Below are 20,526 nucleotides of genomic sequence, written 5' to 3'. Positions count from 1 at the left end.
GGTAAGTTAGAGGGGGCGAAAACCCGCGCCGTTACTGGCTTTGCGGCGTTTTCGTACTCCTGATAGCACGATAGGCGTACTCCCGATAGCACGATACCCTGTACTCCTGATAGCACGAGGCCGTCCACACCTTTTCCCTCAGTTATCCCCGTGCCGTGAACGGCACGGGCCGGAAGGTCAGCAGTTCCAGCCTTTCGCCCGGCATCGGCTCGATGCCCAGGACGTAGCCGGGCAGCGACTGCCGCGCGACCAGCACGCGCAGGTCGTAGGCGAAGTCCGAGAAGCGCGCCGCGCTGCCGGACTTCCGGTGCAGGTGCCGGAAGTCGAATTGCCAGCCGTGTTCCTGCCGCCCGCCGTGCTTGCGCACCAGGCGGTACAGCCAGCGTTCGATACCGCCCTTCAAGCGGAAATAGGCCGGGTCGATGGTCAGTACCAGGGCGGCGTCGAGTACGCCGGCATAGAACCAGTCCGGCAGGATCAGTTCGATGCCCAGCGGCGTGCCGCTGGCGTCGGCCAGCTCGCGCCATTCGTTCACCCACGAAAAGCGATGCAAGCGCCGCCCGGTGGTTTCGCGGATGGACGTGGCCACGCTGGTCGATTGCAGCCGGTCGAGCGCGGCTTTCAGGCGCTTGTAGTCGTTGAGGGACGTGCCGCGCCCGATGAAGCGCAGGATTTCGTAGGGCGTGGCGTGTATCCAGCGCGACGGGCGAATGCCTGCGTCGCGCGCCTCCACGATCTGCGAGGCCGCCCAAATCAAAACGTCGGCATCCCATATCGTGGCGATGCCGTGCTCGGCCGTGCCTTCCACGCGGATGGTGATGTTCCCGCTGCGGAAGTCGATCGGCGCCGTGCGCCGCGACTTCGCCAGCGAGAAGAACGGAAAGGCCATCAAGTCCTGGCTGTCGCGCGGCGCCATGCCGTCGCCCGGCAGCGCGCGGAACAGGTCGAGCTGTTCCCGCTGCTGCGATCGCTGCCTCGACGGCAGCGATGGGCTGGACATGACGATGGCCACCGGCGAGCCGACGATCAGCGGCCATCACGGTAGTCGCCCGCGTGACGCTCGGCATATTCCGGGTCGGACGTGGCCTCGTAGCTGCGCTGGTCGGCCCAGGCATCGAGGTCGGCCACCGCGTACATGACGCGGCGGCCGAACTTGCGGAACTTCGGGCCGCCGCCGATCACGCGCTGTTTCTCCAGCGTGCGCGGCGACAGCCGCAAGTATTCGGCGGCTTCGTCGTTGGTCAGGTAGCGTTGGGGCTGCACGGGCGCAGCGACAGCAGTGGCGGCAGGCCGCAAGGGAGCGGGTCGCATGGGATGTACCTCCATCAAGCCCGGCCACACCACGCAGCCGGATAGAGGCACTTTCAAGAAAGCAAGGCTTCCTGCTCAGGGACGTTTTGCATGGGATGCAGCGCGTCCCTGTGCAACGGGCGGAAGCTGTGCAAGGCGGCGGTAGCCGCCGCGCATCAGCGCATCGCCCCGGCGCACCAGTCGCCGCACGCGGGCGCGCAAGGCGCTATCGGCGTACCAGTCGTCTGCGACTGCATCGGCACCGAACAGTCCTTCGGCCACTTCGCGCAAGGATGCGCCCGCCAGGGTGCCGTCGAGCGCCTGGAGCGTGTTCAACTCCAGCAATGTGGCGAGTGTCGGCCGTGGCCGTGCCGTTCCCGCGGGTAAGGTGTCGCCAGCGATGGCCAGCTTGTCCAGCTCAGCCGCCAGTGCCTGATAGCGCCCGCAGGATGCGCCGCAGGCGCGAATGGCATAGGCGTAGGCCATACCGTCGGCCAAGCCGGGAGCGATCACCAGCCGCAGGCAGCAGCCCGGCCATCGTGTCAGCAGCACCAGGCGCTTGCCATCGTGGACCAGGCGTTTCTGGCCGGGAATGCGCCAGAACGCGAAGGCCACCGCATCGGGTGGCGGGTCGGCATCGGGATAGAGTTGCACGACAGCATCGTGGTCAGGGAACCAAGCCGGATGCGCGTCGCGCGCATCCAGGGCGGGATCTTCCAGCAGGCGCAATCCCCAGCGCGCGGCGGCCTCTGGCCGGCGGCGCCGGCGCAGCCAGTCGCGGCGGTAGTCGGGGTGGCGACGCAGGTATTCCCACGCCAGCGCGGGGCCGTCGAGGTGCAGCGTGTAGAGATACGCGGCGGTCGGATACCAGTGTTCGGCGCTCGGGTCAGCCATGACGCAGCCTCCTGTCATTCAGCAGGAACGTCGCCACGGATTCCGCCGTGCGGGAGCTATCGAGTCGCCATCAAGTCGTCATCGAAATCGGGATAAGCTGTAACTGCTGGTGTCAAGACTGATTCGCTCCAGGGCATTGCGGAAATCGTCTGAATGCGACGGCTGGGCCGCCACGAAAATGGCGCGCAGCATGGAGCACCGTGCAGCAGCCCGCACCAAAGATCATGACTGTTTGCAACAGAACGCACCGCTTCGGTGCAAGAGTGCGGATTCAGACTGCGCAGGTCTTGGGTAAGACTGAAATAGTCAGAATGCGCTGTTGTTGCTGGGGGTTGGTCAGTCGGTGATCGAGCCGTTTTCTTCGGCCAGCCGCAGGTACTCCGATAGCCGCCGCACCGGCTGGAAGTAGCGATCACGCATCACCGGCTGCTTGCGCGGCCCGACGATGGACGCCAGATCGGACAGCTTCACATGGCCCAGGCCGGGCATGCCTATTCCGAGGTCGATCAGCCCCCAGGCCGTATCGCCATCGGCCGGATCGAGTGCGGCCAGCAGCCAGGTGGCGTGCGCGTCAGGGGTGAACAGTCGCACCACTGGCATAGGGTCGATGCTCCGGCCGTCGGCGCGGCACGCGCCGACGGCGAGCAGTTGCGCTCGCTGTTCAGTGGTGACAAGCGGCTGGGTCATCCCCCGAATCCCCACGCATCCGAGGATGCACGGATACGATTTTCCAACGAAGCGCGGAACCGCTGAAGCGGATGCGTGCTTTGGCGGGAAAGCACGAAGGCGCAAGCCATCGAATCCGTACATGCACGGAAACGCAGAAGCGGAATTACGCAGGCCAGGAAAGACACAGATGCGGCGCCCCGATTCTGTTGGAACCCGTCCATGCGGATTCCCGTAAAGACACGAAGCGGATTGCTTCGCAGAAATGAACACTATAGATTGTAGCCCTATTGGGTTCAATGGGCTGTCATCTTGGTTTTCTAGGGGAAACCAAGTTGGCGGCAGCGAAACACTCATTGGCGACGGCCATACGGACGGTCAGGAAGGCGCGTGGCTTGAGCCAGGAAGCGTTCTCCGACGTGTCCAGCCGTACCTACATGAGTTCGTTGGAGCGCGACTTGAAAAGCCCGACCATGCACAAGCTGACCGAGCTGTGCGAGGTCATGGACGTGCATCCGCTCACGTTGCTGACGCTGGCCTATGCAGGCGACGACATGGACAAGGTAAGGCGTGTGCTTAAGCAAGTAGAGCAAGAGCTGCTATCTATCGAGCAACGGGATGTTCATGGATAAGAAGACCCAAGGCGCGTGGCTGTTGCACCACGCAAGAAAACTTCAAGCAACAACGAACCAAGATTTCGACTCGATCGCCTTCGCTGGGAAAAGTGGCACGTTGTTATCCGCAATCTCTGCGGAAAGGCAAAGCGTTGTCACGCAACAACGCCTAGAGGCACTCGCACGTGCCAACCACATCAGCCCCAAAACGGAACTCCCTGCAATCGTTGCCGAACTCGCGCGGCAAAGACTAATCCTGCCGGGCAACGGGGGGGTGGAAGTCCTTGGCTTGACTGGACATAGTGTGCTTGAGCACACATCCAGAATTTTCGATGAAAGCAGCCACGAGGCACATGAAGAAGCCGTAATCTTCGTATCAGAGATTGCCTCCGAGACGCCCACGACGGACAAAGCTATCGCCGAGGTCGTTTCCGATCACTTGAAGCTTTCACGCAAGGAGGTCGGTGATACGTTGGATCTTGCGACCAACATCGGCTTCTTTGACTCTGAGCCGATCTCGGCTCAAGAGAAACTGCTTTTCAATGGCAACCTGTTCCGGCGCGATGATGCGCGGAAGGTCAATGCAATTCTATCAACCTTGAAAGCCCCCGAGGCTGCGCTTCTGACAGAAGTTAATCAGAAGCTTCAAGAAACAGGTTGCCTGCCATTGGAGACGGTTAACAGGATTCTAGGGCAGGATCTTTTCGCACGTCTTCACTCCATTGGTCTGTTCGATGTCAGCGTTGTCGGCAATGATCAGGGCAAGAGCCACTTCGTTACCCGTCCGGCTGCATTCTCCAAATTCAGCAACTCCATTGCGGACGATGCGCTGGATTTAGCCAAGGCGCTGGTAGCCTCGCTCACCTACGGGATGACCGTCAGCAGCTACTACCGCGGCCGTATCCAGATGGTCTCGGCACTCATGAATAAGCTGATCGCAGGCCATAGCGTCGGTCCCGCCACCGCCATTGGAAGCGACTATCAAGCCCTTGAGTTGAAAGGCGTCGTCGCTGTGACGCCTGCTGATAACGGCATGTTCACCATGAGGCTCCTGAAGCCAGAAGTGGGGCGACTTGCGCTCGCCGTAATCGAAGATGGCGACATAACGGCCGAGAGCGTTTCGCATATTCCTGGTGCACGTATCACTGAATACGTCGCGCCGGAATTGAATCGAGAGGTGCAGCGGAAAAATGCCACAGAGGCAGTGAAACTGAAGGCGCGCAACCTGCTCCAAGAAATTCGAACCGGCGGGCTCAAGCGATGAAAAGCCAACCACTAAAGGGCTCTGTCGCCGAGGAAGCACTGCGGAATTATTTCCTAAGCATTGGCTACTATGTTGCCAGAGGCATCAAGTTTACATTCCATCGATTCGATGTGACGGATGTCGATCTGTGGCTATACGCGCGCAATTCGCCTCTCAGCAGAGAACGCATCTGCGTCGACATCAAGAACAAGAAGACACCGCAGGCTCTTGAACGCATTTTTTGGGCAAAGGGCCTACAGTCAGTTCTAGGTCTTGACTCGTGCATTGTCGCGACAACGGATTCTAGGCCGGATGTTCGCGAGTTTGGCCTCCAACACAATGTCCGGGTATTGGATGGTAAGTTCCTTTCGCGATTAACCAATAGCGCACGCAGCCACAAGGAGCGCATCACCGAGGAAGATTTCCTTGCGGATCTTGAATCGGGCTCTCTAGGTCGATTAAGTGGTGACTGGCGTGGTAGGTATGAAGAAAGCAAATCTCGCCTGCTTCACTCCTTGAACTTCGACGGATGCAATGCCTGGCTTGAAGACATCGAATATTTGCTGGCCCAAATCGCCTCCGGAAATCGGGCATGGAGACTCTTCTATGCCTCATGCTCGCATTTCATGATCGCGATGGACTTCATCCTCAGGGAATTCATTGCTGAGGATCAGGAGCAACGCCGTCAGATCATCGAGCGTGGAATACGCTACGGCGTATCAGGGCAGGCTTTCACGGAGAAGGTCGGTCGCATGGCGGCAGCACTAGTGGAAGGCGTTGCGGCTCAACCTGGTCTCGCTGATACGCTGCAACAGGAACTTCAGCAACAGGCTAGTAACGTCAAAGCCGATCTGTTGGCCGAGTTCTTCGCCAGAAACCTAACGGGGTCAGCGGCGTTCGATGTGGCACTTGCGTTAGAGTCCGCAGCCTTCTCTCCCCAAGCTCCCACGCCATCCGCACTGCCTTCACAGGCGCAGGCGGTGGTTGGGGTGATCGCTGATTTTTGCGGCGTAGATCGGAAGATTGCGCTCGCCTAACGCTCAGGCGAGCGATTGGAACTGAGAGATGCCGCGCCCCGCCGCAATGGGCGGGGCGCGGTGGGCGGCCGTCAGGCCGCCTTGGGCTTGCTGCGCGACCAGATCAAGTCGTGCGTGCCGTCCTCGTTCTCGATCAGGCGGGCATAGACCGTCGCCGGGAACGAAGGGTCGTCTATGCTCACGGACAGGTACTCGCGCCCGGCCTCACTGGTCTTCTTCCACGCCGCGCCGATCTCGTGGCCGGCCGCCTGAAGGTGGAAGTCGGGGGCGTTCTCGCTGTCGCCCTTGTCGTTGGGAACCAGCTTGACCTTGACGTTGAGGGTCAGGGTGCGGAGCTGGCCGGTGAAGCCGTCTTTCTCTGCGGTGAAGGTGCCGATGTTAGCCATGATGTTTCTCTCCTTTCGGTTTGAACAAGGTCGCGCCAGTGCGTCCTTGTTGTGATCCGGCCGGCGGGGGATGGGCTGGCCGCACCGCGCAGCGGTCGCAATACCGTGGAGAACCTGGAAGCGAAAAGAATTTGTCCCGCGAGGAATGCGCGCAGCGCAGGGGAAATTGTTTTCGCTGGAAGGTTGCGGCCATGAAGCCCAAGGCGCAGCCGTGCCACCGCCAGGATTCACGACAAGCCAAGGACGCACGGGCCGCCCGCTCCCGAATGGAGACGTGGCCGACTCGGCATCCCCGCGTGACGGCTTCACCGGCTTGCGCCCTGACACTGGCAAGGCCAACACCCCAACGACAGGCGAGAACGCTTCTTGCCGCAGATTGCGACGACGTGGTTGAGGCGTGGCGTGGATGCGCCATAGCGAAGCCGGGTGGCTTGTCGGTGAACCGTCCTTCGTGACGTACAGGCGCGAACCGCCAGCGTCGAGGACGGCACGCTTTGGCACAACCTGCCGCAGCAAGCCGGGGCGTAGCCCCACAAGCCCCGCCCATTGCGGCGGGGCGCCATCGAAACCTTGCCCGCGCCAGCGGGCGCCGATCGCCGTACCGCGCGCAAGGCACTTGCACGTCCGCCACGTCGCCGCCTGGTCGAAGGCGGCGACGTGGCGATTTTGCTTTGGACGCTGGAACCGGGCGCGGCCACCGCCGCGCCCGGATTTTCGACCACCGGCCCCAAGGCGGAACGGCTTGGGGCCGGTGCGGCTCGTTATTCCTTGGTTTCGATAATCCACCACATGGCACGCGGCAAGGCGCGGCCCGTGATGGGGTGAATGTCGGTGAGGTCGGCGCGGGCCGACCAGCCCGAGGGTGGGCGGTAGCCGCGCACGTCGCCTTCGCCGTGCCAGCGGCGGGCGCGTACTGCGCCGGGCGCATAGATCGCCGCCATGCGCAGGCGGCTGGTGGTGGTGCGGGCCATGGGGGCTTCTCCTTCAAGCGAAGCGCCCCGGTCGAGGCCGGGGCGCTTGCCTTCGGCGCGGGTCAAGCGGCCAGTGCCTCGGCGGGTTCATCCGCCATTGCCTCGGCATCCTCCGGGGCGTCCTGCGCCTGCGTTTCCTCCGGCGCAGCTTCCGGGCCTTCGGCCTTGAAGATGGTGGGCATCCAACCCGTACCATCGGCCAGCCGTTCCGCCTCGCTGGCAATGTCGGCCTTCTTCAACTTCGTCAGCCGGGCAGCGTGCGACGGTGCAAAATCGCCCACGGCTTCCAGAATCGCGGCCTTCGGCACATGCTGGAAATACCCGTCTGCGGTGGGCTGCCACCATGCGGCCATGTCCAGCCCCACAGCCTGCGCCAGTTCCGCGCCCGGCTGCTGCGCCGTGGCGCGAGGCGTCACCACGTCCACGGTCGCCGCCACACATACCGCCAGCAGCCGCACCAGTTCGCCTTGCTCTATCGCCAGCAGCGCGGCGAACAGTTCGGCGCTGTCCTGCGGCAGCGCTTCGCCCGCGACCTGCTGCAACTCGCGCAGGGCGACGGCGGCGGGCGACTCGGGCCAGTCGGGGGCCATGCCTTCCAGCCGGTCTTGCACTTTCAGGCTCACGCCCAGCGGCAAGTCGTGGCCGTAGTGGTTGTCCTGCAAGACGCTCTGCACCATGCCATGCACCAGCGCGGCCAGCGCGACTTGCGGATGGCGGGCGACTTCGATTTGCAGCGCGGCGGTGCGGTGCGCGCTCAAGCGCTGCGCCAGCCGGTCGGACAGGCTCGCGGCCTTGGGCTGTTCGGCGTCCTCGCCTTCGTCGTCGTTCCCGGCTTCGCTTTCCGCGCTGCCGAACCCCTGCCGCAAGCGTTCCAGCGTGCGCAACGCCTTGGCTTCGGCCTCGCGCAGCAACCCGCGATGAATCATGGCTTCGCCGCTGCGGTCGAGGGTGACGATGGCACCGGCCACGGCGCGCACATCCGGGGCGTAGCCCTGCAAGGCTTCCTCCACGGCTTGCAGTTCCCCGGCAACCTGTTCGCGGCGCGGTTCCAGCGCTTCGGTCTTGTCCTCGTCCTCGGCGTCGTAGGCTTCTTCCAGTTCGGCGTAGATCTTGTCGAGGCGGGTTTGCAGCGAGGCGATGCGGCGGGCTTCGCGGGCGTTCGGTTCGCGGCGCTGGCGCGGCGCGTTCTGGAACGCCTGCCGCTCGGCGTAGCTCATATGCGGCACGGCTTCGACCCACGCCCAACCCTCGGCGCGCACGTCCCCGGCCAGCGCATCCAGCTTGCCACGCACCAGCGTTTCCAGCAGCGCGGCGTCGGTCAGGTAGGTTCCGGCATCGCCTTCCGCGAACAGGTCGCGGCGGATGCCGCCGCCCGCCGCCGTGTAGGCGTCCAGCCCGGCGAAGCGCACCAGCGGATGCGTGGCGTCGATTTCGCGTTCGGTCAGGCGTTCGCGCAGCGCGGACGCGCCACGCTGCCATTCGGGCGCACCGTAGAACGCGCTTTCCTGTGCGGCGTGGTCGTCGGTGATGGTCAGGGCCATCAACTGTTCCAGCGTGACGGCTCCGGCCCGGTAGTCGGCCAGCAGGCGCGGCGAGACGTTGGCGAGTTTGAGACGGCGCTGCACCACCAGCGGGGTCACGCCGAAGTCGGCGGCAATGTCTTCGATGGGGCGGCCTTCCTTGACCAGTGCGGCGAACGCCTCGAACTGGTCGGCCGGGTGCATCTGCTCGCGCAGCAGGTTTTCCGCGAGGCTGACGGTACGGGCCGAAGCGTCGGGCACCAGCAGGCACGCCACTTCGTAGTCGGCAGGGATGCGCTTCTTCTTCGCCAGCAGCTTCAAGGCGGTCAGGCGTCGGTCGCCGGCCACCACTTCGTAATGCTCGCCATCAGCGGCAAGGATGACGACGAGGTTTTGCAGCGGGCCGACGCGGGCAATGCTCGCGGCCAGTTCGGGGATGGACATGCGCGAGGTCGTCCGCGCGTTGCGCTTGGAGCGGCGCGGCAGCAACTGCGAGAGCGGAACCAAAATCAGGTTCTTGGTCGGGTCGGCCACTTCCAGCGGCGCGGCGGTTTCGATGGCGCGGGTTTCGATTTGGGTATCGGCGTTCATGGTGATAACTCCTTGCGGTTAGGGATGCAGCAGCGAGAGAAGCGGCAAGGGCTGCTGCCTGCCCCTGCCGCGTGGGGATTCAGGCTTTCAACTGGCGCATGCCATCGGCCAGCAGCCAAAGCGCACGGTTGAGGCGGATGTTTTGGTCGATGCCCTGCACCGGGCGGGTTTGCTGGCGGCGTCCGTTGGCGCTGCGCCCGCGCAGGCCGCCTTGGGTCAGGTTCTCTTGCGTGCGGTTGAACACGCTCCACAAGTCCGGGCGGCGGTCGTCGTGGCGGCGCGGCATCAGGATTTGCGATTCCGTGATGGGCGCGGGCTTGTCGGGGTCGTCGTACTTGAGGGCCAGCGCGGCGCGGGCGAACACTTCGGATTCGCCATCGCTCAAGGTGATGGCGCGCATGGAATCGCGGGATTCCTGCACGCGGTCGAAGCCTCTCAACACTTCGTAAGCGCCTTCGATGATGGAACCGGCCACGTCGCCTTTGTGGGGCACGCGCACGTCCGCCACCGTGTCGCCGCAGACAAGACCATTGCTGCACACGAACCGGAACATTCCGGCCAGCATCTGATAGCTGCTCGTGCCGTCATGCGAGTTCAACAGCACGATTTCATTGGCTTCCGCGCCGTTGATCTGGCTGGCGTGGCGCAGGCGCAGCATGTGCTTGGTGTAGTCGCGGCGGTCGTCGTGGCGCACGCGGGTTTGCGCTGCCATAAAGGGTTCAAACCCTTCCTTGCGCAGTTCTGCCAGCACGGCGGCGGTGGGGATGTAGGCGTACCGTTCGGAACGGCTTTCGTGCGGGGCGTCCGCGAAGATGGACGGCGCGACCTTGCGGATTTGATCGTCGGACAGCGGGTAGTCGCTGCGCAGCGACGGGGAACGGGAAGCGAATCGGGATGCGAGTTGCATTGCATTTCTCCTGACGAAAAGGGTTTGCTGTTCAAACCGCACACCGGATTCCTAGATTCGGAGCCCAGCCTTTCGGCTGTTTGGTGCGGTCGGCACGAGGAACCCGGTTGGCCCTGTTGCCACCGTCTTTCCTGAGTTCATCGCCCGCGACGGTCAGGAGCGCGCGGACGGGGGACCGTCAAGGAAACAAGCGCAGGGTTGGTGCGGCCCGCAGGCGCAGCCGAGGACACGGCCCTGCGCGCCTTGACGGCACACGGGCGCGGGCTACAGTCGCGGACAAGGTGATGAAGTCAGGGGAGACGGCTGGACAAGGCAATGGCCCCCCAACACGCCGACCGTACGGCAAGCGAAGCGCGCAGGCCCGGATCGAGGAATCCGGGCCGGAGGCGTCAGCCGAGCGGAGCGAGGGAACGATGGAAGCCCTGCAGGGGCGAGACGCTGCAGGCGGCTCGATGCGCTACGCGCACGACAGCGCGACCGGCCATCTCCCAGGTGGCCGGGGACGCCCGGACTGCACCTGCCTGGGTACCTCAGAGTCGGTTCATCGACAGTCGCTCGGGTACCGACAAATCCGGCAGGGTTCAATACGCTGTGAAGGGTCTAAAACATCAAGGACAAGACCGTGAGTTCGTCTCAAACCATGATTCCGCAGCAAGCCTGCGAAAAACTCCTCTTGGAGGGGAGGCAGTACAACATCGAACACCACATCCTGCCCAGCGAGAACGCTGTCGCGGATCGACTGCTGGCGCGTGGCGTCGAGTTGAAGGACGCCTATGATGAATTGCACGAAAAGCTCCATTCCCACCCGCCGGCGCTCCAGGTCTTTCTTGGCCTCGTGTTGAGCACCGCCGCTTTCTGGAATCCACAGAAGATGCAGGAGGCTCGCGCTGCACGCAGCGATCTATCCAACGTCAATCGGCAAATCGCGAGGAAGGCAGACGAGTTGGCGGCGCTGCTGGAACAGCGCTCAGACCTGCACGACACCTCGGGCTTCAGCAGCGAAACCCACTATCACGTTGGCGAAGTGATCGAAGCGGCATCCCGGGACAACTACCTGTTTCAGTCTTACGTCCAAGAGAAGCTGGATGCACTTCGTGGCCAGTTTGATTTGAAGTATTGGCCCTCGCTGAGTGACTTCATGCGCGAACTGGCATCGGATGCGGAGAAGGCGGAGATGGCGGCCACAGACCCGCTGACGGCCGCCGCCACTGCGGCGACACGTCCCTCCAATGCCGACTTCTTCAAGGCACTGTTCGCCTCGATCGAGGAAAACAGCGCGGAGAACCACGGCCAACTGCCGAGGGGGTTCAAGCTCACAGACCGGACATTGGCCTCATTGGCGAACTGTGCGTTGGATCTGAGCCCGCACGAGCTGCTGGACGAGGCCTACGTGAAGCGCCTGCGTCAGCGTGAGCGCAACGGAACCGAGTAGCGGCTCGATTCAGCCTTAAGGGCTCAACGCTAGGACAGGCGAAACGTACACGACAACTTCATTCGATGTAGGCCACGAAGTTGGCGAGTGAGGAATTAACACCCATCTCATGGTCTGCTGGAGAAATACTCACACAGTCGCCTTTGGGGGTAAGCGGAACGCGCAGGCCCGAGTGGGCCGGAGGCGCCAAGGATCAAAGCAGGATGGCCGCGACTCTGCACGTGGCGCGGCCCGCGAACCCGACGGCGGAACGCGCCGGGACGCACAGCCTTGGCTTTCGTGGATGTTGGGCCGCGGGTCGGCCAGAATGTGCGAAGCGCTTTGTTACTATTCCAAAGGCTGGTCCCGGGCGATCGGGCATCCGGAAGAATCCAAACACATCTGTAGGGACGACATGACGACGTCACAGCCGACCACCTTCGGTCAACAACTTTTCTTCAGTCCGGAATCCGGCGCTTGGAAGTCCCTCAGGCCGGATGTAACTGGCGAGGCTGACGACGCAAAGAGGCAGCAGATTTTGTCTGAAGCCGCTGCTGCACGCGAAGAACTGAAAGCGGTATTGCTTTCCTCGCTTCAGATGCAGCATGTGGTCGCCCTTGCAGGAAGTGGGACGTCTCTCGGAGAGATCAACGGTCCTTCGATGTGGACGTTGTGGGATCACTGCGTGAACTCGAATCCTGACACTGGAAAGGATGAGCGGAAGCCGACCGAACAGGCTAATGCCGTAATTGCTGAGATCGGCTATGAGACTGCCGTTGAACAGGAGAACATCGAGGCTTTGCTTTCGCGTTGCGATGCATATCTTCAGATCAAAAAAAGCGAGCAGGTCGAGAAATTTGTCTCCGTCTCAAAGGGTGTGATCTTAAAAGAATGTTCCGCCTTTCTCGATGGCGCCGACGATTCCAAGTTGGCGAGCCATCGCACTTTCCTGCATCGACTGTCTCGACGCCGCGTTCGCGACTCGCGGATGAAATTGTTCACGACGAACTACGATCTTTGCTTTGAGCGCGCTGCGGGCAAGCAGGGGCTGGTTTTGCTCGACGGCTTCTCATTTACACAGCCCCGGCAGTTTGATCCGCGGTTCTTCCTGTACGACATCGTCCGTCGGCCTTCGACAGGCGATGAGGTTGGCAACCCGTTGGAAGGCGTGTTTCACCTGTACAAGCTGCATGGTTCGGTTAACTGGGATCAATCCAGTTCGGGCGATATCGAGATCAAGACTGACCCGACTCCGGAGACGGCCTGTCTGATCTATCCCGCCAAAGGTAAATACCAACAGTCCTACGTCCAACCGCACTTGGAACTGATCTCGCAGTACCTGGCGGCGCTGCGAGAACCAAATACTTGCCTCATCGTATCGGGCTTCGGTTTCAATGATGATCACTTGTCGGAACCCATTGTCGCGGCGGTTCGCACCAATCCGCATTTGCGGTTGATCATCGTCAATCCCTCGGCGGATGATCTGACCTCTCGGAGCAAGGAGAACAACCGATACTGGGATGCGCTCTACAACCTCGCCAAACAGGGCGAGGACGTGTGGCTGATCAATGCCACGTTCAGCGAGTTCGCCGAGATGATTCCGGACCTCAAATCGCTGACGCCCGCGCAGCGGCTCACGCGCGACATCAAGTCGCTGGTCAAACCGACATGAGTACCGCGCTTGACGTCACCGACGCTTTTCCGCGCGGATTGCTCCGACCGGAGTTGTATGTTGGCCAGTTGTGCTCCGTTTCCGCCCAGGTGGTGAAGTTCAATCTCAACGAGGCGGGCTCGCCCAGCGGTTCCCACTTTCTGGGTGGCCGATACGGAAAGGGTGAAGTTGGAGAGTTCGTCCTGATCGAGGGACAGATCAACCTCCTGCTTGGACGGGTGGTCGAGATCCATTTGCCAGATGCCGACAGGCGCCTGATCGACACCTCGCATGGCAGGGTGCCAGATTTGGACGGCATCGGGACGATCCAACTGCTGGGCTCCATCGCAATGGACTCACTTCGAATCTCGGCGGGCGTTGACTCCTATCCTCGCCTGGGCGACCGCGTCTACGCTGCGCCGCACAGCTTCATCGCCAACTTACCGAAGTTCATGGAGGCGGCGGAGGCCGAAGCCAGCCACGTCCTTCTCAAGCTGGGCTCGATCGATGTCGCGCCTGAAAGCTACGTGTCGGTCAAGCCGGAGAAACTGTTCGGCCGACACTGCGCGATTCTGGGCGCCACTGGCGGCGGCAAGAGTTGGACGACCGCTCGGATCATCGAAGAATGCCTGCGCTACAAGACCAAAATTATCCTCTTGGACGCGACGGGGGAGTATCGCGGGTTTGACGGAAAGCACGTCTCCAACTTTCACTTGGGCGCGCCGGTCAACACTGCGAAGTCGTCCTCTCCTTGCGCCTTGCCGCAAACGTCTTTTATTGAATCGGACTTCATCGCGCTGTTTGAGCCTGCCGGCAAGGTTCAGGGACCGAAGCTGCGCGCGGCGATCCGCAGTCTTCGACTTGCCACCCTCGCTCCCCATATTTCGACTGGTGGGATCATCAAAAAGATCGATCAGTCCAAAGTCCCGATCTTGGCAGAAGAGGCCAAAGCTGGCATTGCGGAGAAGCTCGACGATCCACAGCAAGCGTTCGACGTGTGGAAGCTCGTTTCACAGATCGAGCAGGAGTGTGTCTACCCGGACGGATTCGGTGTGGCCCGGGGGTCGAAGGACACCACCAAATGGGGTGGCGACTCAGGCGAGGTCTCGTACTGCCTGTCCTTGATGTCGCGCATTAGCGGCATTCTCAGTTCATCTTCCTTCGATTGTGTCTTCAAGTCGAAGGCTCCTGCATTGACGGAAAGCATCTCGTCCTTCGTCTCCAACGAAGATCGGTTGCTTCGGATATGCCTGAGCGGCGTTGCCTTTGAGTTCAAGGCGCGCGAGATCATCGCGAACGTGATCGGACGGCATCTTCTCAACATGGCACGCGATGGCGCATTCAAGAGTTGCCCTGTTGTCATCATCGTCGACGAGGCACATAACTTTCTCGGGCGGCATATCGGAGGCGATGACGCGGTCGCCCGCCTGGACGCATTCGAGTTGATCGCCAAAGAGGGCCGGAAGTACGGACTCAACATCTGTCTGTCAACTCAGCGCCCACGCGACATAACGGAAGGTGTTCTGAGCCAGATGGGAACACTCGTGGTGCATCGGCTCACGAATGATCGGGACCGCGAGGTTGTCGAACGCGCCTGCGGCGAAATTGATCGGTCCGCTTCGTCGTTCCTGCCCAACCTGAAGCCCGGCGAGGCTGCGATCATCGGCGCCGATTTTCCTATTCCGTTGACCATTCAAGTCTTCCCGCCGAGCGCGAAACCTCTTTCTGACGGCCCCAACTACCAAACCCACTGGAAGGCGTAGTTCTTATTCGCGCTGCGCCCGCCAGACTGCGTCAGCCTACCGGCAGTCGAAGCAGCTTGAAGTAGAGGGGTAGGCACAGATACATCAGACTCAGAACCCAAAGCCTTGTTCTTGATGATCTGTATAAGTAGACCTTGGCGTTAAATCCATTCGAGCGATGTAATGCTTGCCTGTCCGCCCGATCCAACCTCGACAAAGAGTGCGTGCTCGTATCCCAGTTGGCGTTTGTAGCCGAGGAGCTTCCGGCGATCAATACTTCGGTCTACGTGGCTTGTTGACTTCTTGAACTCGACAACGAGAAAGTTCTCTTTCTTTCCGCGCCGATGGGCTATTACATCTGGAAAGACTGTTTTCGCCTCCTCGTCCTCGCTGTCTGGATATAGCTCCATGTGGCCAAGCCGCTTGGGCTCGACGCCATCTCGGTTGAACTCGCAGTCGATCTCCCATTCCCTCAGATGGGACTGCAAATGCATAGCAAAGCGGAAAGTGATGGAGCGCTCGTTGGCATCGATGTAGAGTAGGCGACTGTCTCTTTCCAGCAGATCGCGCAAAGCAAGCAGCACAGCTTCACCAGGCGGATAAAGACGCAGGTAGGCTTCTTGTTCCGCTAAGAGGGGACGAAACACTGACTCAAACGAGAAAGCCTCCATCGCTACCAAGCCTTCGTCCTGAAAAGCCTCCCGTGCTCACCCTCGTCGTGCAATGTGACCACGATCTCATCGGCCGAGAACACCGGCTCATCGTCTTCGGCCCGCGTTGGCAGGTCAGAATCAATCAGCGTGATGATGGGTTGGAGCCCCAGGTCGGCATACCGGCGAATGACCGTCAGCAGATTTTCCTTTTTGCGATCATCCAGAGACTCGAACACGCCGTCGTGGTAAACGAAGCGCGGGAACTTGTCGTCCAAGTGGGCTCGCAGGATGGCCAAGTCAAAGGCGATGCACAGCAGTTTCCTGTACGTGTGCCCAAGGTCGGCGCTGGTTGCGTTGCCTGATTCGTCAAGAATTTCCGCCCTGAACTCCAGATGCCCCGCTTGGTTCGGCGATACGCTCAGCAGCGCCTTGCGGTCGATCACCTCTTCGACAATCTCGCTGAAGAACACGCGGATTGCCGAGAACAAACTGTTCTGATCGGAGTTCTGCTTCTCGACATCCGCCTCGATCTGTGTCTGTAGATGCCCACGCTCTTCGGTCAACGCCCTTATCTCGGTTCGCAACTCCTGCAAACGATGCAGGAAGCCGCGTTGACGCTCCAGGGAAGTGATGTCAGCGCGCAGCGTCACCATCTCGTCCGAGACCTGCTTGTACTTGCCAAAGATGTCGGTTCCACTCAGAAATGAAAGCATTTCCGATCGTTTTTTGCCCAAGGTATTCAGTTCTGCATTGATGCGCTTAAGCTCAGCTTCGACCTCTGCGCGTTCTTCCTGCAGATAGCCGCGGCGCTCATCGGTAATTGCCCGATTGAAGGCAATCAACTGCTGGAAGTCTTTCTTGATCTGCCCCTTGAACAGAACGCCGGCTTCCTCGAACAGGCGCTGCGCTTCGTCAGGGTTGAAGAGGATCTGATCCTCTTCCAGCGAGGTGATGATCTTCTTCTTGTTCTGGTTGAGCGAGTAGCGTTCGGCATTGAGCGACGCGATGCGTTCGTCGATGTCATCAACCAACTGTTTGGTGCTGTCCTTGTCCTGGGCGCGGAAGTCGAAGGCGTCAAGCAGTTTCTGCTTTTTCTCAGCCTCTTTTTGCTTGAGCAGCAGGATGCCCTCGATCTTGCTGATGTCCTCAATGGACCCGCCCAGCTCGTTCTTGATGGTCTGCGCGGTGGACTGCTTCTCCGCAAGCTGCTCTTCCTTCTCGTAGTGCTTCGCCACGAGTTGAGCGTCAAAGCCGAGAACGTGAGCCAGGAAAGGCTTCCAATCCGAATGCGCAGCCGCGAACTTGCGCAGATGAAACACATCGCGGAAATCATCCTGGGAGCGCAGCAGGTAGCCTAAGCCTTTGCGGAACGCCCAAGGCTTGAGTGCGCGCCAGTCAAGCAATCCATCCAACAGGTCACGCGCCCGCTCGAAGGGCATGTCCTGGTGATCCCATTCCACCAGCGGTAGCCCCGACAAGTCCTGATGCCCGGCCTCATGGCGCTTGAAGCTGATCTTGGTGGCTTCTTCCACACCGCGCCGGATCGTCACGAACGAAGCATCTTCCAGCTCGATCTCCAGGAAGAAGATGAAGTCCTTGAACAATTCGACGTGTTTGAAAAGAAAGAACTTGGGATCGCGCTTGGCAAGGAAGCCAAAGTCGAGCAAACGCCCAAGCGTGGTCTTGCCGAGGTTATGGGTGTCCTTGTTTCGGTTCTCCGGCAGGCGAATTTCAGCCATGACGACGTTCAGGCCCTGGACGAACTCCACAGGCTCGAACAAGTCAGGCTTGCTGGAATAAAGTCTAGACAGCTTCATTTGGCCCCATGTATTCCACGGCGTCGGTCTTGGGGCGATATTCGATCAGGCCCATGAGATACAGAAAATTCAGTGCCGGCAGGAACAGCACGTCCCCGCCGACGACACTTTTCTTCGCGAACGTGCGCAGCACGTCGTACTCATCCACGCGCCGGGCCTTCAGGCGAGCCAGCAGCAGCAACGAGACGTTGATGACCGTGCGATCAGGATGAGAGTGCTTGGTCGGCCGCAGCATCGCCCACCTCCCCGATATCGCAATTCCAGTACATGTAGAACAGCACGGCGCGAGTCAGGCGCTTGTGGGCGTGCTGCCGCAAGACAGGATCGCGGTTGAACAACAGGTCCACTAGATACTCCATGACCTCGTCGAAGGTCTGGTAGTCCTTGCGCTTCGCGATGATCTTGAGTTGGAACTCATCGACCACCGACTCGTACATGCGCAGCAGGTCGAGGTTTTCCGGTGCTGCCAAGAAAGCCCGAATTTGAGCCGTCTCCTTCAGGTATTTCCGCCGCTGCGCCTTGGCGTAGTCGGCACTCATGTTGTTGAGTGCGTTCTTCTGCTCGTACGTCACGCGCGCAGTCGGTGGATCGTCTAGGGAAGGTCTGAACAACTCCGCTGCTGCAGGCGACAATAGCGCACCAGATTGGGGTGACGATCGATGCAGCTGACGTTCGGTGATGCCGAGACCCTGGGCCAGCGCAAGCGCACGCGGCGGGAGATCTTCCTGGCCGAGATGGAGCAGGTGGTGCCGTGGCAGGCGCTGCTGGCGCTGATCGAGCCGCACTACCCGAAGCTGGGCCGTCCCGGCCGCCAGCCGTACCCGCTGGCGACGATGCTGCGCATCCATTTCCTGCAGCAGTGGTACGCGCTCAGCGACCCGGCGATGGAAGAGGCCTTGTACGACACGCCGGTGATGCGCCGGTTCGCGCGGTTGGGCGGCGTGGACGCGATTCCCGACGAGACCACGATCCTCCACTTCCGCCGGTTGCTGGAAACCCACGGCCTGGCCGGGCGGATCTTCGAGCGGGTGAATGCGCATCTGGCGCGCAAGGGCCTGAGCCTGCACGCGGGCACGATCGTGGACGCGACGATCATCGCCGCGCCGAGCTCGACGAAGAACGCCGAAGGCAAGCGCGATCCGGAAATGTGCCAGACGAAGAAGGGCAACCAGTGGCACTTCGGCATGAAGGCGCACATCGGCGTCGATGATGAATCCGGCCTGGTGCACCACGTCGAGTGCACGGCGGCGAACGTGGCCGACGTGACCCGGGTACACAGGCTGCTGCACGGCCGGGAAGACACGATCTGTGGCGACAGCGGCTATACCGGTGCCGACAAGCGTGAAGAGTTGAAGGATGTGGAGGCCGGCTTCCTGATCGCGGAGAAGCCGTCGAAGTTGCGGGCGATGAAGAACCCGCGCGAGCGGCGTTACACCGAGCGCTGGGAGCGGTACAAGGCGAGCCTGCGCGCGAAGGTCGAGCATCCGTTCCGGGTGATCAAGCGCCAGTTCGGCTACACGAAGGTGCGCTACCGCGGCCTGGCGAAGAACGCGGCGCAGGTGCTGACGCTGTTCGCGCTGTCGAACCTGTGGATGGCGCGCCGGCGCCTGTTGCCGGCGATGGGGGTGGTGCGCCTGTAAGGCGGGAAAACCCGCCAGAAACCGCCTGAAAGGGCGGGAAATTGATCAAATCGACGCTGGTCCGGCGCTCTGACGCTGAAATCCAAGTGTCAGAGTGCGTTGTTCAGACCCTCCCTAGCAGTGCGATCACGCCGTCTTTCTGGCGCGCCAATGCCTGCACTACTTCGGCCAGATCATCGGGGCTGACGATCAACGGTGAATCGACCGGATCAAGGTCTGCTTCCCTCGCAACCTCGGGGAAGCGCTTCAGCCAGATTTCCAGTTGCTCCAGTCCGCAGAGATAGATCGACGAGGCGGGAATGCCGCACTGAGACGCGATGTAGTCGCGTATCTCGGTTTCGGCGTTGCCTGCCAGCCGACGGTTGGCGAACAGCATGTAGTGATCGAGCTGCCTGGCCTCGCGCAGTTTCTTAACGCGGGGAATTTCTTTGCCCAGCACAGTGTTCGCGGCCGTCGTGCTGAAGAAGTCGGACTCGGAGAAGTTACGGTTATAGCCGTTGGTATGCTTGGCCTGGACGATGGTTGTACCGACCCACGGGACCGTCTTGCTCGGGTGCAGTTCCGCCGTTCCTATGAACTTGGCATCGCGCCCGCCATCAGGCCCTTTCGCAAATCCCTGTACCGAGACCCCAAGCAACCGCTGGCACAGGAGAACGACTAGTGTCTCGAACTGGCCATCACTGAGGTCTTCGTATGCGAATTTCATTGCGGCTCTTGCTCGCTCGAATCGTTAAGCTGCGACCGTGATGCCGGCGGCATGCGCGCGCCGCGCCGGCCGAACGACGATCTCGACATGCTGGTCCAGCGAGACAAGCGCCTGCATCAAGCGTTCAAGTGAGATGTTTTGCAGCTTGTAGCGTCGCACCTGAGACACCTTAGGCTGTGTCATGCCGGTGATGTGAGCGGCTTCGGTCTGGCTGAGGCTACGCTTGTCGATCAGCTCGTTCAGCTTGACCGCCAAGACGGCTTTCGCCGACAGCTCTTCCGCGTCGGCGAATCCGAGGTCGGCCAGCACGTTGTCGGTGCCTTGAGGATGGTCTTTGCGCGTCATCACGATCTCCCGCTCGCACCATATCGGGCGAGCACTGCCTTTAACCGCTTCTCGATCAACTCCACGTCCGGCTGCGGTGTGGCAATGCCGGACTTGGACTTCTTCTGAAACGCATGTAGCACATGCACCGCATCGCCGACCCGTACCGTGTAGACGGCGCGGAAGGTGTCGCCCCGATGGTCTTCCACCAGCTCGTACACCCCGGAGCCGAGCCCCTTCCAAGGCTTGGCCACGTCCGGCGTACCCCCCAACTGAACGACGAACAGTGCCACGCCCATGTCTTTCTGCACGGGGACGGGGAACACCTTGAAGTCCTTCTTCGAGGAGCCTTCCCAGAACAGGAGCTTGCGTTTCTCCCTCATCATTATATCTGTTCGGATATAGAAGGCAAGTATGGAAATTGTCGCAACTGCGATGCGACAATCGAGCCATGAGGTTGGGC

22 protein-coding genes are annotated in these 20,526 nt (G+C 61.1%); 7 read left to right on the top strand and 15 right to left on the bottom strand.

The window, feature by feature from the left end:
* Window positions 1–142: 142 nt before the first annotated feature.
* The 4 genes from J3A72_RS07480 to J3A72_RS07465 form a co-directional block, all read right to left on the bottom strand.
* The gene (locus tag J3A72_RS07480; RefSeq protein WP_087948673.1) at window positions 143–1,000 is read right to left on the bottom strand and encodes a replication initiator protein A; all 858 of its coding nucleotides are present in this window, start codon (window positions 998–1,000) and stop codon (window positions 143–145) included.
* A gap of 26 nt (window positions 1,001–1,026) precedes the next feature.
* A complete protein-coding gene (locus J3A72_RS07475; RefSeq protein WP_014646118.1) occupies window positions 1,027–1,311 on the bottom strand; it encodes a helix-turn-helix domain-containing protein in 285 nt (94 codons plus the stop codon).
* A gap of 75 nt (window positions 1,312–1,386) precedes the next feature.
* Window positions 1,387–2,184, bottom strand: a complete 798-nt coding sequence (locus J3A72_RS07470) for a DUF2285 domain-containing protein (protein ID WP_014646117.1) — start codon at window positions 2,182–2,184, stop codon at window positions 1,387–1,389.
* 336 nt (window positions 2,185–2,520) lie between these two features.
* Window positions 2,521–2,871 (bottom strand): DUF2958 domain-containing protein, encoded by a 351-nt coding sequence (locus J3A72_RS07465; protein ID WP_034010237.1) that lies wholly within the window; start codon window positions 2,869–2,871, stop codon window positions 2,521–2,523.
* A gap of 278 nt (window positions 2,872–3,149) precedes the next feature.
* On the opposite strand from J3A72_RS07465, the gene J3A72_RS07460 reads away from it, so the two are divergent.
* The 3 genes from J3A72_RS07460 to J3A72_RS07450 are packed head-to-tail and all read left to right on the top strand — an operon-like array spanning window position 3,150 to window position 5,744.
* Window positions 3,150–3,482 carry a helix-turn-helix transcriptional regulator gene (locus J3A72_RS07460; protein ID WP_051007148.1) on the top strand — a complete coding sequence of 111 codons (333 nt, stop codon included), beginning with the start codon at window positions 3,150–3,152 and terminating at the stop codon, window positions 3,480–3,482.
* Entirely contained in the window at window positions 3,475–4,728 is a 1,254-nt protein-coding gene (locus J3A72_RS07455) for a hypothetical protein (protein ID WP_034010257.1), read from the top strand. Before J3A72_RS07460 ends, J3A72_RS07455 begins: the two co-directional genes overlap by 8 nt.
* Complete coding sequence (locus tag J3A72_RS07450) at window positions 4,725–5,744, top strand: hypothetical protein (protein WP_034010234.1); 1,020 nt, start codon at window positions 4,725–4,727, stop codon at window positions 5,742–5,744. Before J3A72_RS07455 ends, J3A72_RS07450 begins: the two co-directional genes overlap by 4 nt.
* Window positions 5,745–5,815: 71 nt before the next feature.
* Here the strand turns inward: J3A72_RS07450 and J3A72_RS07445 are convergent, their stop codons facing one another.
* From J3A72_RS07445 to J3A72_RS07430, 4 genes are all read right to left on the bottom strand, one after another.
* On the bottom strand, window positions 5,816–6,130 hold the full coding sequence (locus J3A72_RS07445; protein ID WP_014646114.1) for a DUF736 domain-containing protein: 315 nt from the start codon (window positions 6,128–6,130) through the stop codon (window positions 5,816–5,818).
* A 761-nt stretch (window positions 6,131–6,891) separates the two neighbouring features.
* Complete coding sequence (locus tag J3A72_RS07440) at window positions 6,892–7,101, bottom strand: hypothetical protein (protein ID WP_140222834.1); 210 nt, start codon at window positions 7,099–7,101, stop codon at window positions 6,892–6,894.
* A gap of 62 nt (window positions 7,102–7,163) precedes the next feature.
* Window positions 7,164–9,212: a ParB/RepB/Spo0J family partition protein gene (locus J3A72_RS07435; protein ID WP_014646112.1), complete on the bottom strand. Its 2,049-nt coding sequence runs from the start codon at window positions 9,210–9,212 to the stop codon at window positions 7,164–7,166.
* A gap of 79 nt (window positions 9,213–9,291) precedes the next feature.
* Window positions 9,292–10,119: a DUF932 domain-containing protein gene (locus J3A72_RS07430; protein WP_014646111.1), complete on the bottom strand. Its 828-nt coding sequence runs from the start codon at window positions 10,117–10,119 to the stop codon at window positions 9,292–9,294.
* 622 nt (window positions 10,120–10,741) lie between these two features.
* On the opposite strand from J3A72_RS07430, the gene J3A72_RS07425 reads away from it, so the two are divergent.
* The 3 genes from J3A72_RS07425 (at window position 10,742) to J3A72_RS07415 (ending at window position 14,944) form a co-directional block, all read left to right on the top strand.
* Entirely contained in the window at window positions 10,742–11,551 is an 810-nt protein-coding gene (locus tag J3A72_RS07425; protein ID WP_014646110.1) for a hypothetical protein, read from the top strand.
* Window positions 11,552–11,945: 394 nt separating this feature from the next.
* Window positions 11,946–13,202, top strand: a complete 1,257-nt coding sequence (locus J3A72_RS07420; protein WP_128987718.1) for an SIR2 family protein — start codon at window positions 11,946–11,948, stop codon at window positions 13,200–13,202.
* On the top strand, window positions 13,199–14,944 hold the full coding sequence (locus J3A72_RS07415) for an ATP-binding protein (protein ID WP_014646108.1): 1,746 nt from the start codon (window positions 13,199–13,201) through the stop codon (window positions 14,942–14,944). Before J3A72_RS07420 ends, J3A72_RS07415 begins: the two co-directional genes overlap by 4 nt.
* 140 nt (window positions 14,945–15,084) lie before the next feature.
* On the opposite strand, the gene J3A72_RS07410 is transcribed toward J3A72_RS07415, so the two are convergent.
* The 4 genes from J3A72_RS07410 to J3A72_RS07395 are packed head-to-tail and all read right to left on the bottom strand — an operon-like array spanning window position 15,085 to window position 18,004.
* The gene (locus J3A72_RS07410; protein ID WP_051007147.1) at window positions 15,085–15,594 is read right to left on the bottom strand and encodes a hypothetical protein; all 510 of its coding nucleotides are present in this window, start codon (window positions 15,592–15,594) and stop codon (window positions 15,085–15,087) included.
* Window positions 15,595–15,596: 2 nt separating this feature from the next.
* The gene (locus tag J3A72_RS07405; RefSeq protein WP_230374612.1) at window positions 15,597–17,357 is read right to left on the bottom strand and encodes a DUF2326 domain-containing protein; all 1,761 of its coding nucleotides are present in this window, start codon (window positions 17,355–17,357) and stop codon (window positions 15,597–15,599) included.
* 22 nt (window positions 17,358–17,379) lie between these two features.
* Window positions 17,380–17,628, bottom strand: coding sequence for an ABC-three component system middle component 8 (locus J3A72_RS07400; protein ID WP_014646106.1), 249 nt, complete (start codon window positions 17,626–17,628; stop codon window positions 17,380–17,382).
* Window positions 17,597–18,004, bottom strand: a complete 408-nt coding sequence (locus J3A72_RS07395; protein WP_345776748.1) for an ABC-three component system protein — start codon at window positions 18,002–18,004, stop codon at window positions 17,597–17,599. The genes J3A72_RS07400 and J3A72_RS07395 overlap by 32 nt, the downstream gene beginning before the upstream one ends.
* A gap of 48 nt (window positions 18,005–18,052) precedes the next feature.
* On the opposite strand from J3A72_RS07395, the gene J3A72_RS07390 reads away from it, so the two are divergent.
* Window positions 18,053–19,033 (top strand): IS5 family transposase, encoded by a 981-nt coding sequence (locus J3A72_RS07390; RefSeq protein ID WP_075076136.1) that lies wholly within the window; start codon window positions 18,053–18,055, stop codon window positions 19,031–19,033.
* A 103-nt stretch (window positions 19,034–19,136) separates the two neighbouring features.
* Here the strand turns inward: J3A72_RS07390 and J3A72_RS07385 are convergent, their stop codons facing one another.
* The 3 genes from J3A72_RS07385 to J3A72_RS07375 are packed head-to-tail and all read right to left on the bottom strand — an operon-like array spanning window position 19,137 to window position 20,446.
* Window positions 19,137–19,739 (bottom strand): ABC-three component system protein, encoded by a 603-nt coding sequence (locus J3A72_RS07385; RefSeq protein ID WP_245336367.1) that lies wholly within the window; start codon window positions 19,737–19,739, stop codon window positions 19,137–19,139.
* 24 nt (window positions 19,740–19,763) lie between these two features.
* A complete protein-coding gene (locus J3A72_RS07380) occupies window positions 19,764–20,084 on the bottom strand; it encodes a helix-turn-helix transcriptional regulator (protein WP_014646104.1) in 321 nt (106 codons plus the stop codon).
* A complete protein-coding gene (locus J3A72_RS07375; protein ID WP_034010229.1) occupies window positions 20,084–20,446 on the bottom strand; it encodes a type II toxin-antitoxin system RelE/ParE family toxin in 363 nt (120 codons plus the stop codon). Before J3A72_RS07375 ends, J3A72_RS07380 begins: the two co-directional genes overlap by 1 nt.
* Window positions 20,447–20,526 lie beyond the last annotated feature (80 nt).

Origin of the sequence: Stenotrophomonas sp. PvP093, from assembly GCF_017876915.1 — a bacterium.
Taxonomy (GTDB): Bacteria; Pseudomonadota; Gammaproteobacteria; order Xanthomonadales; family Xanthomonadaceae; genus Stenotrophomonas; species Stenotrophomonas muris.
This window is presented reverse-complemented; position numbering and strand designations above follow the sequence as displayed.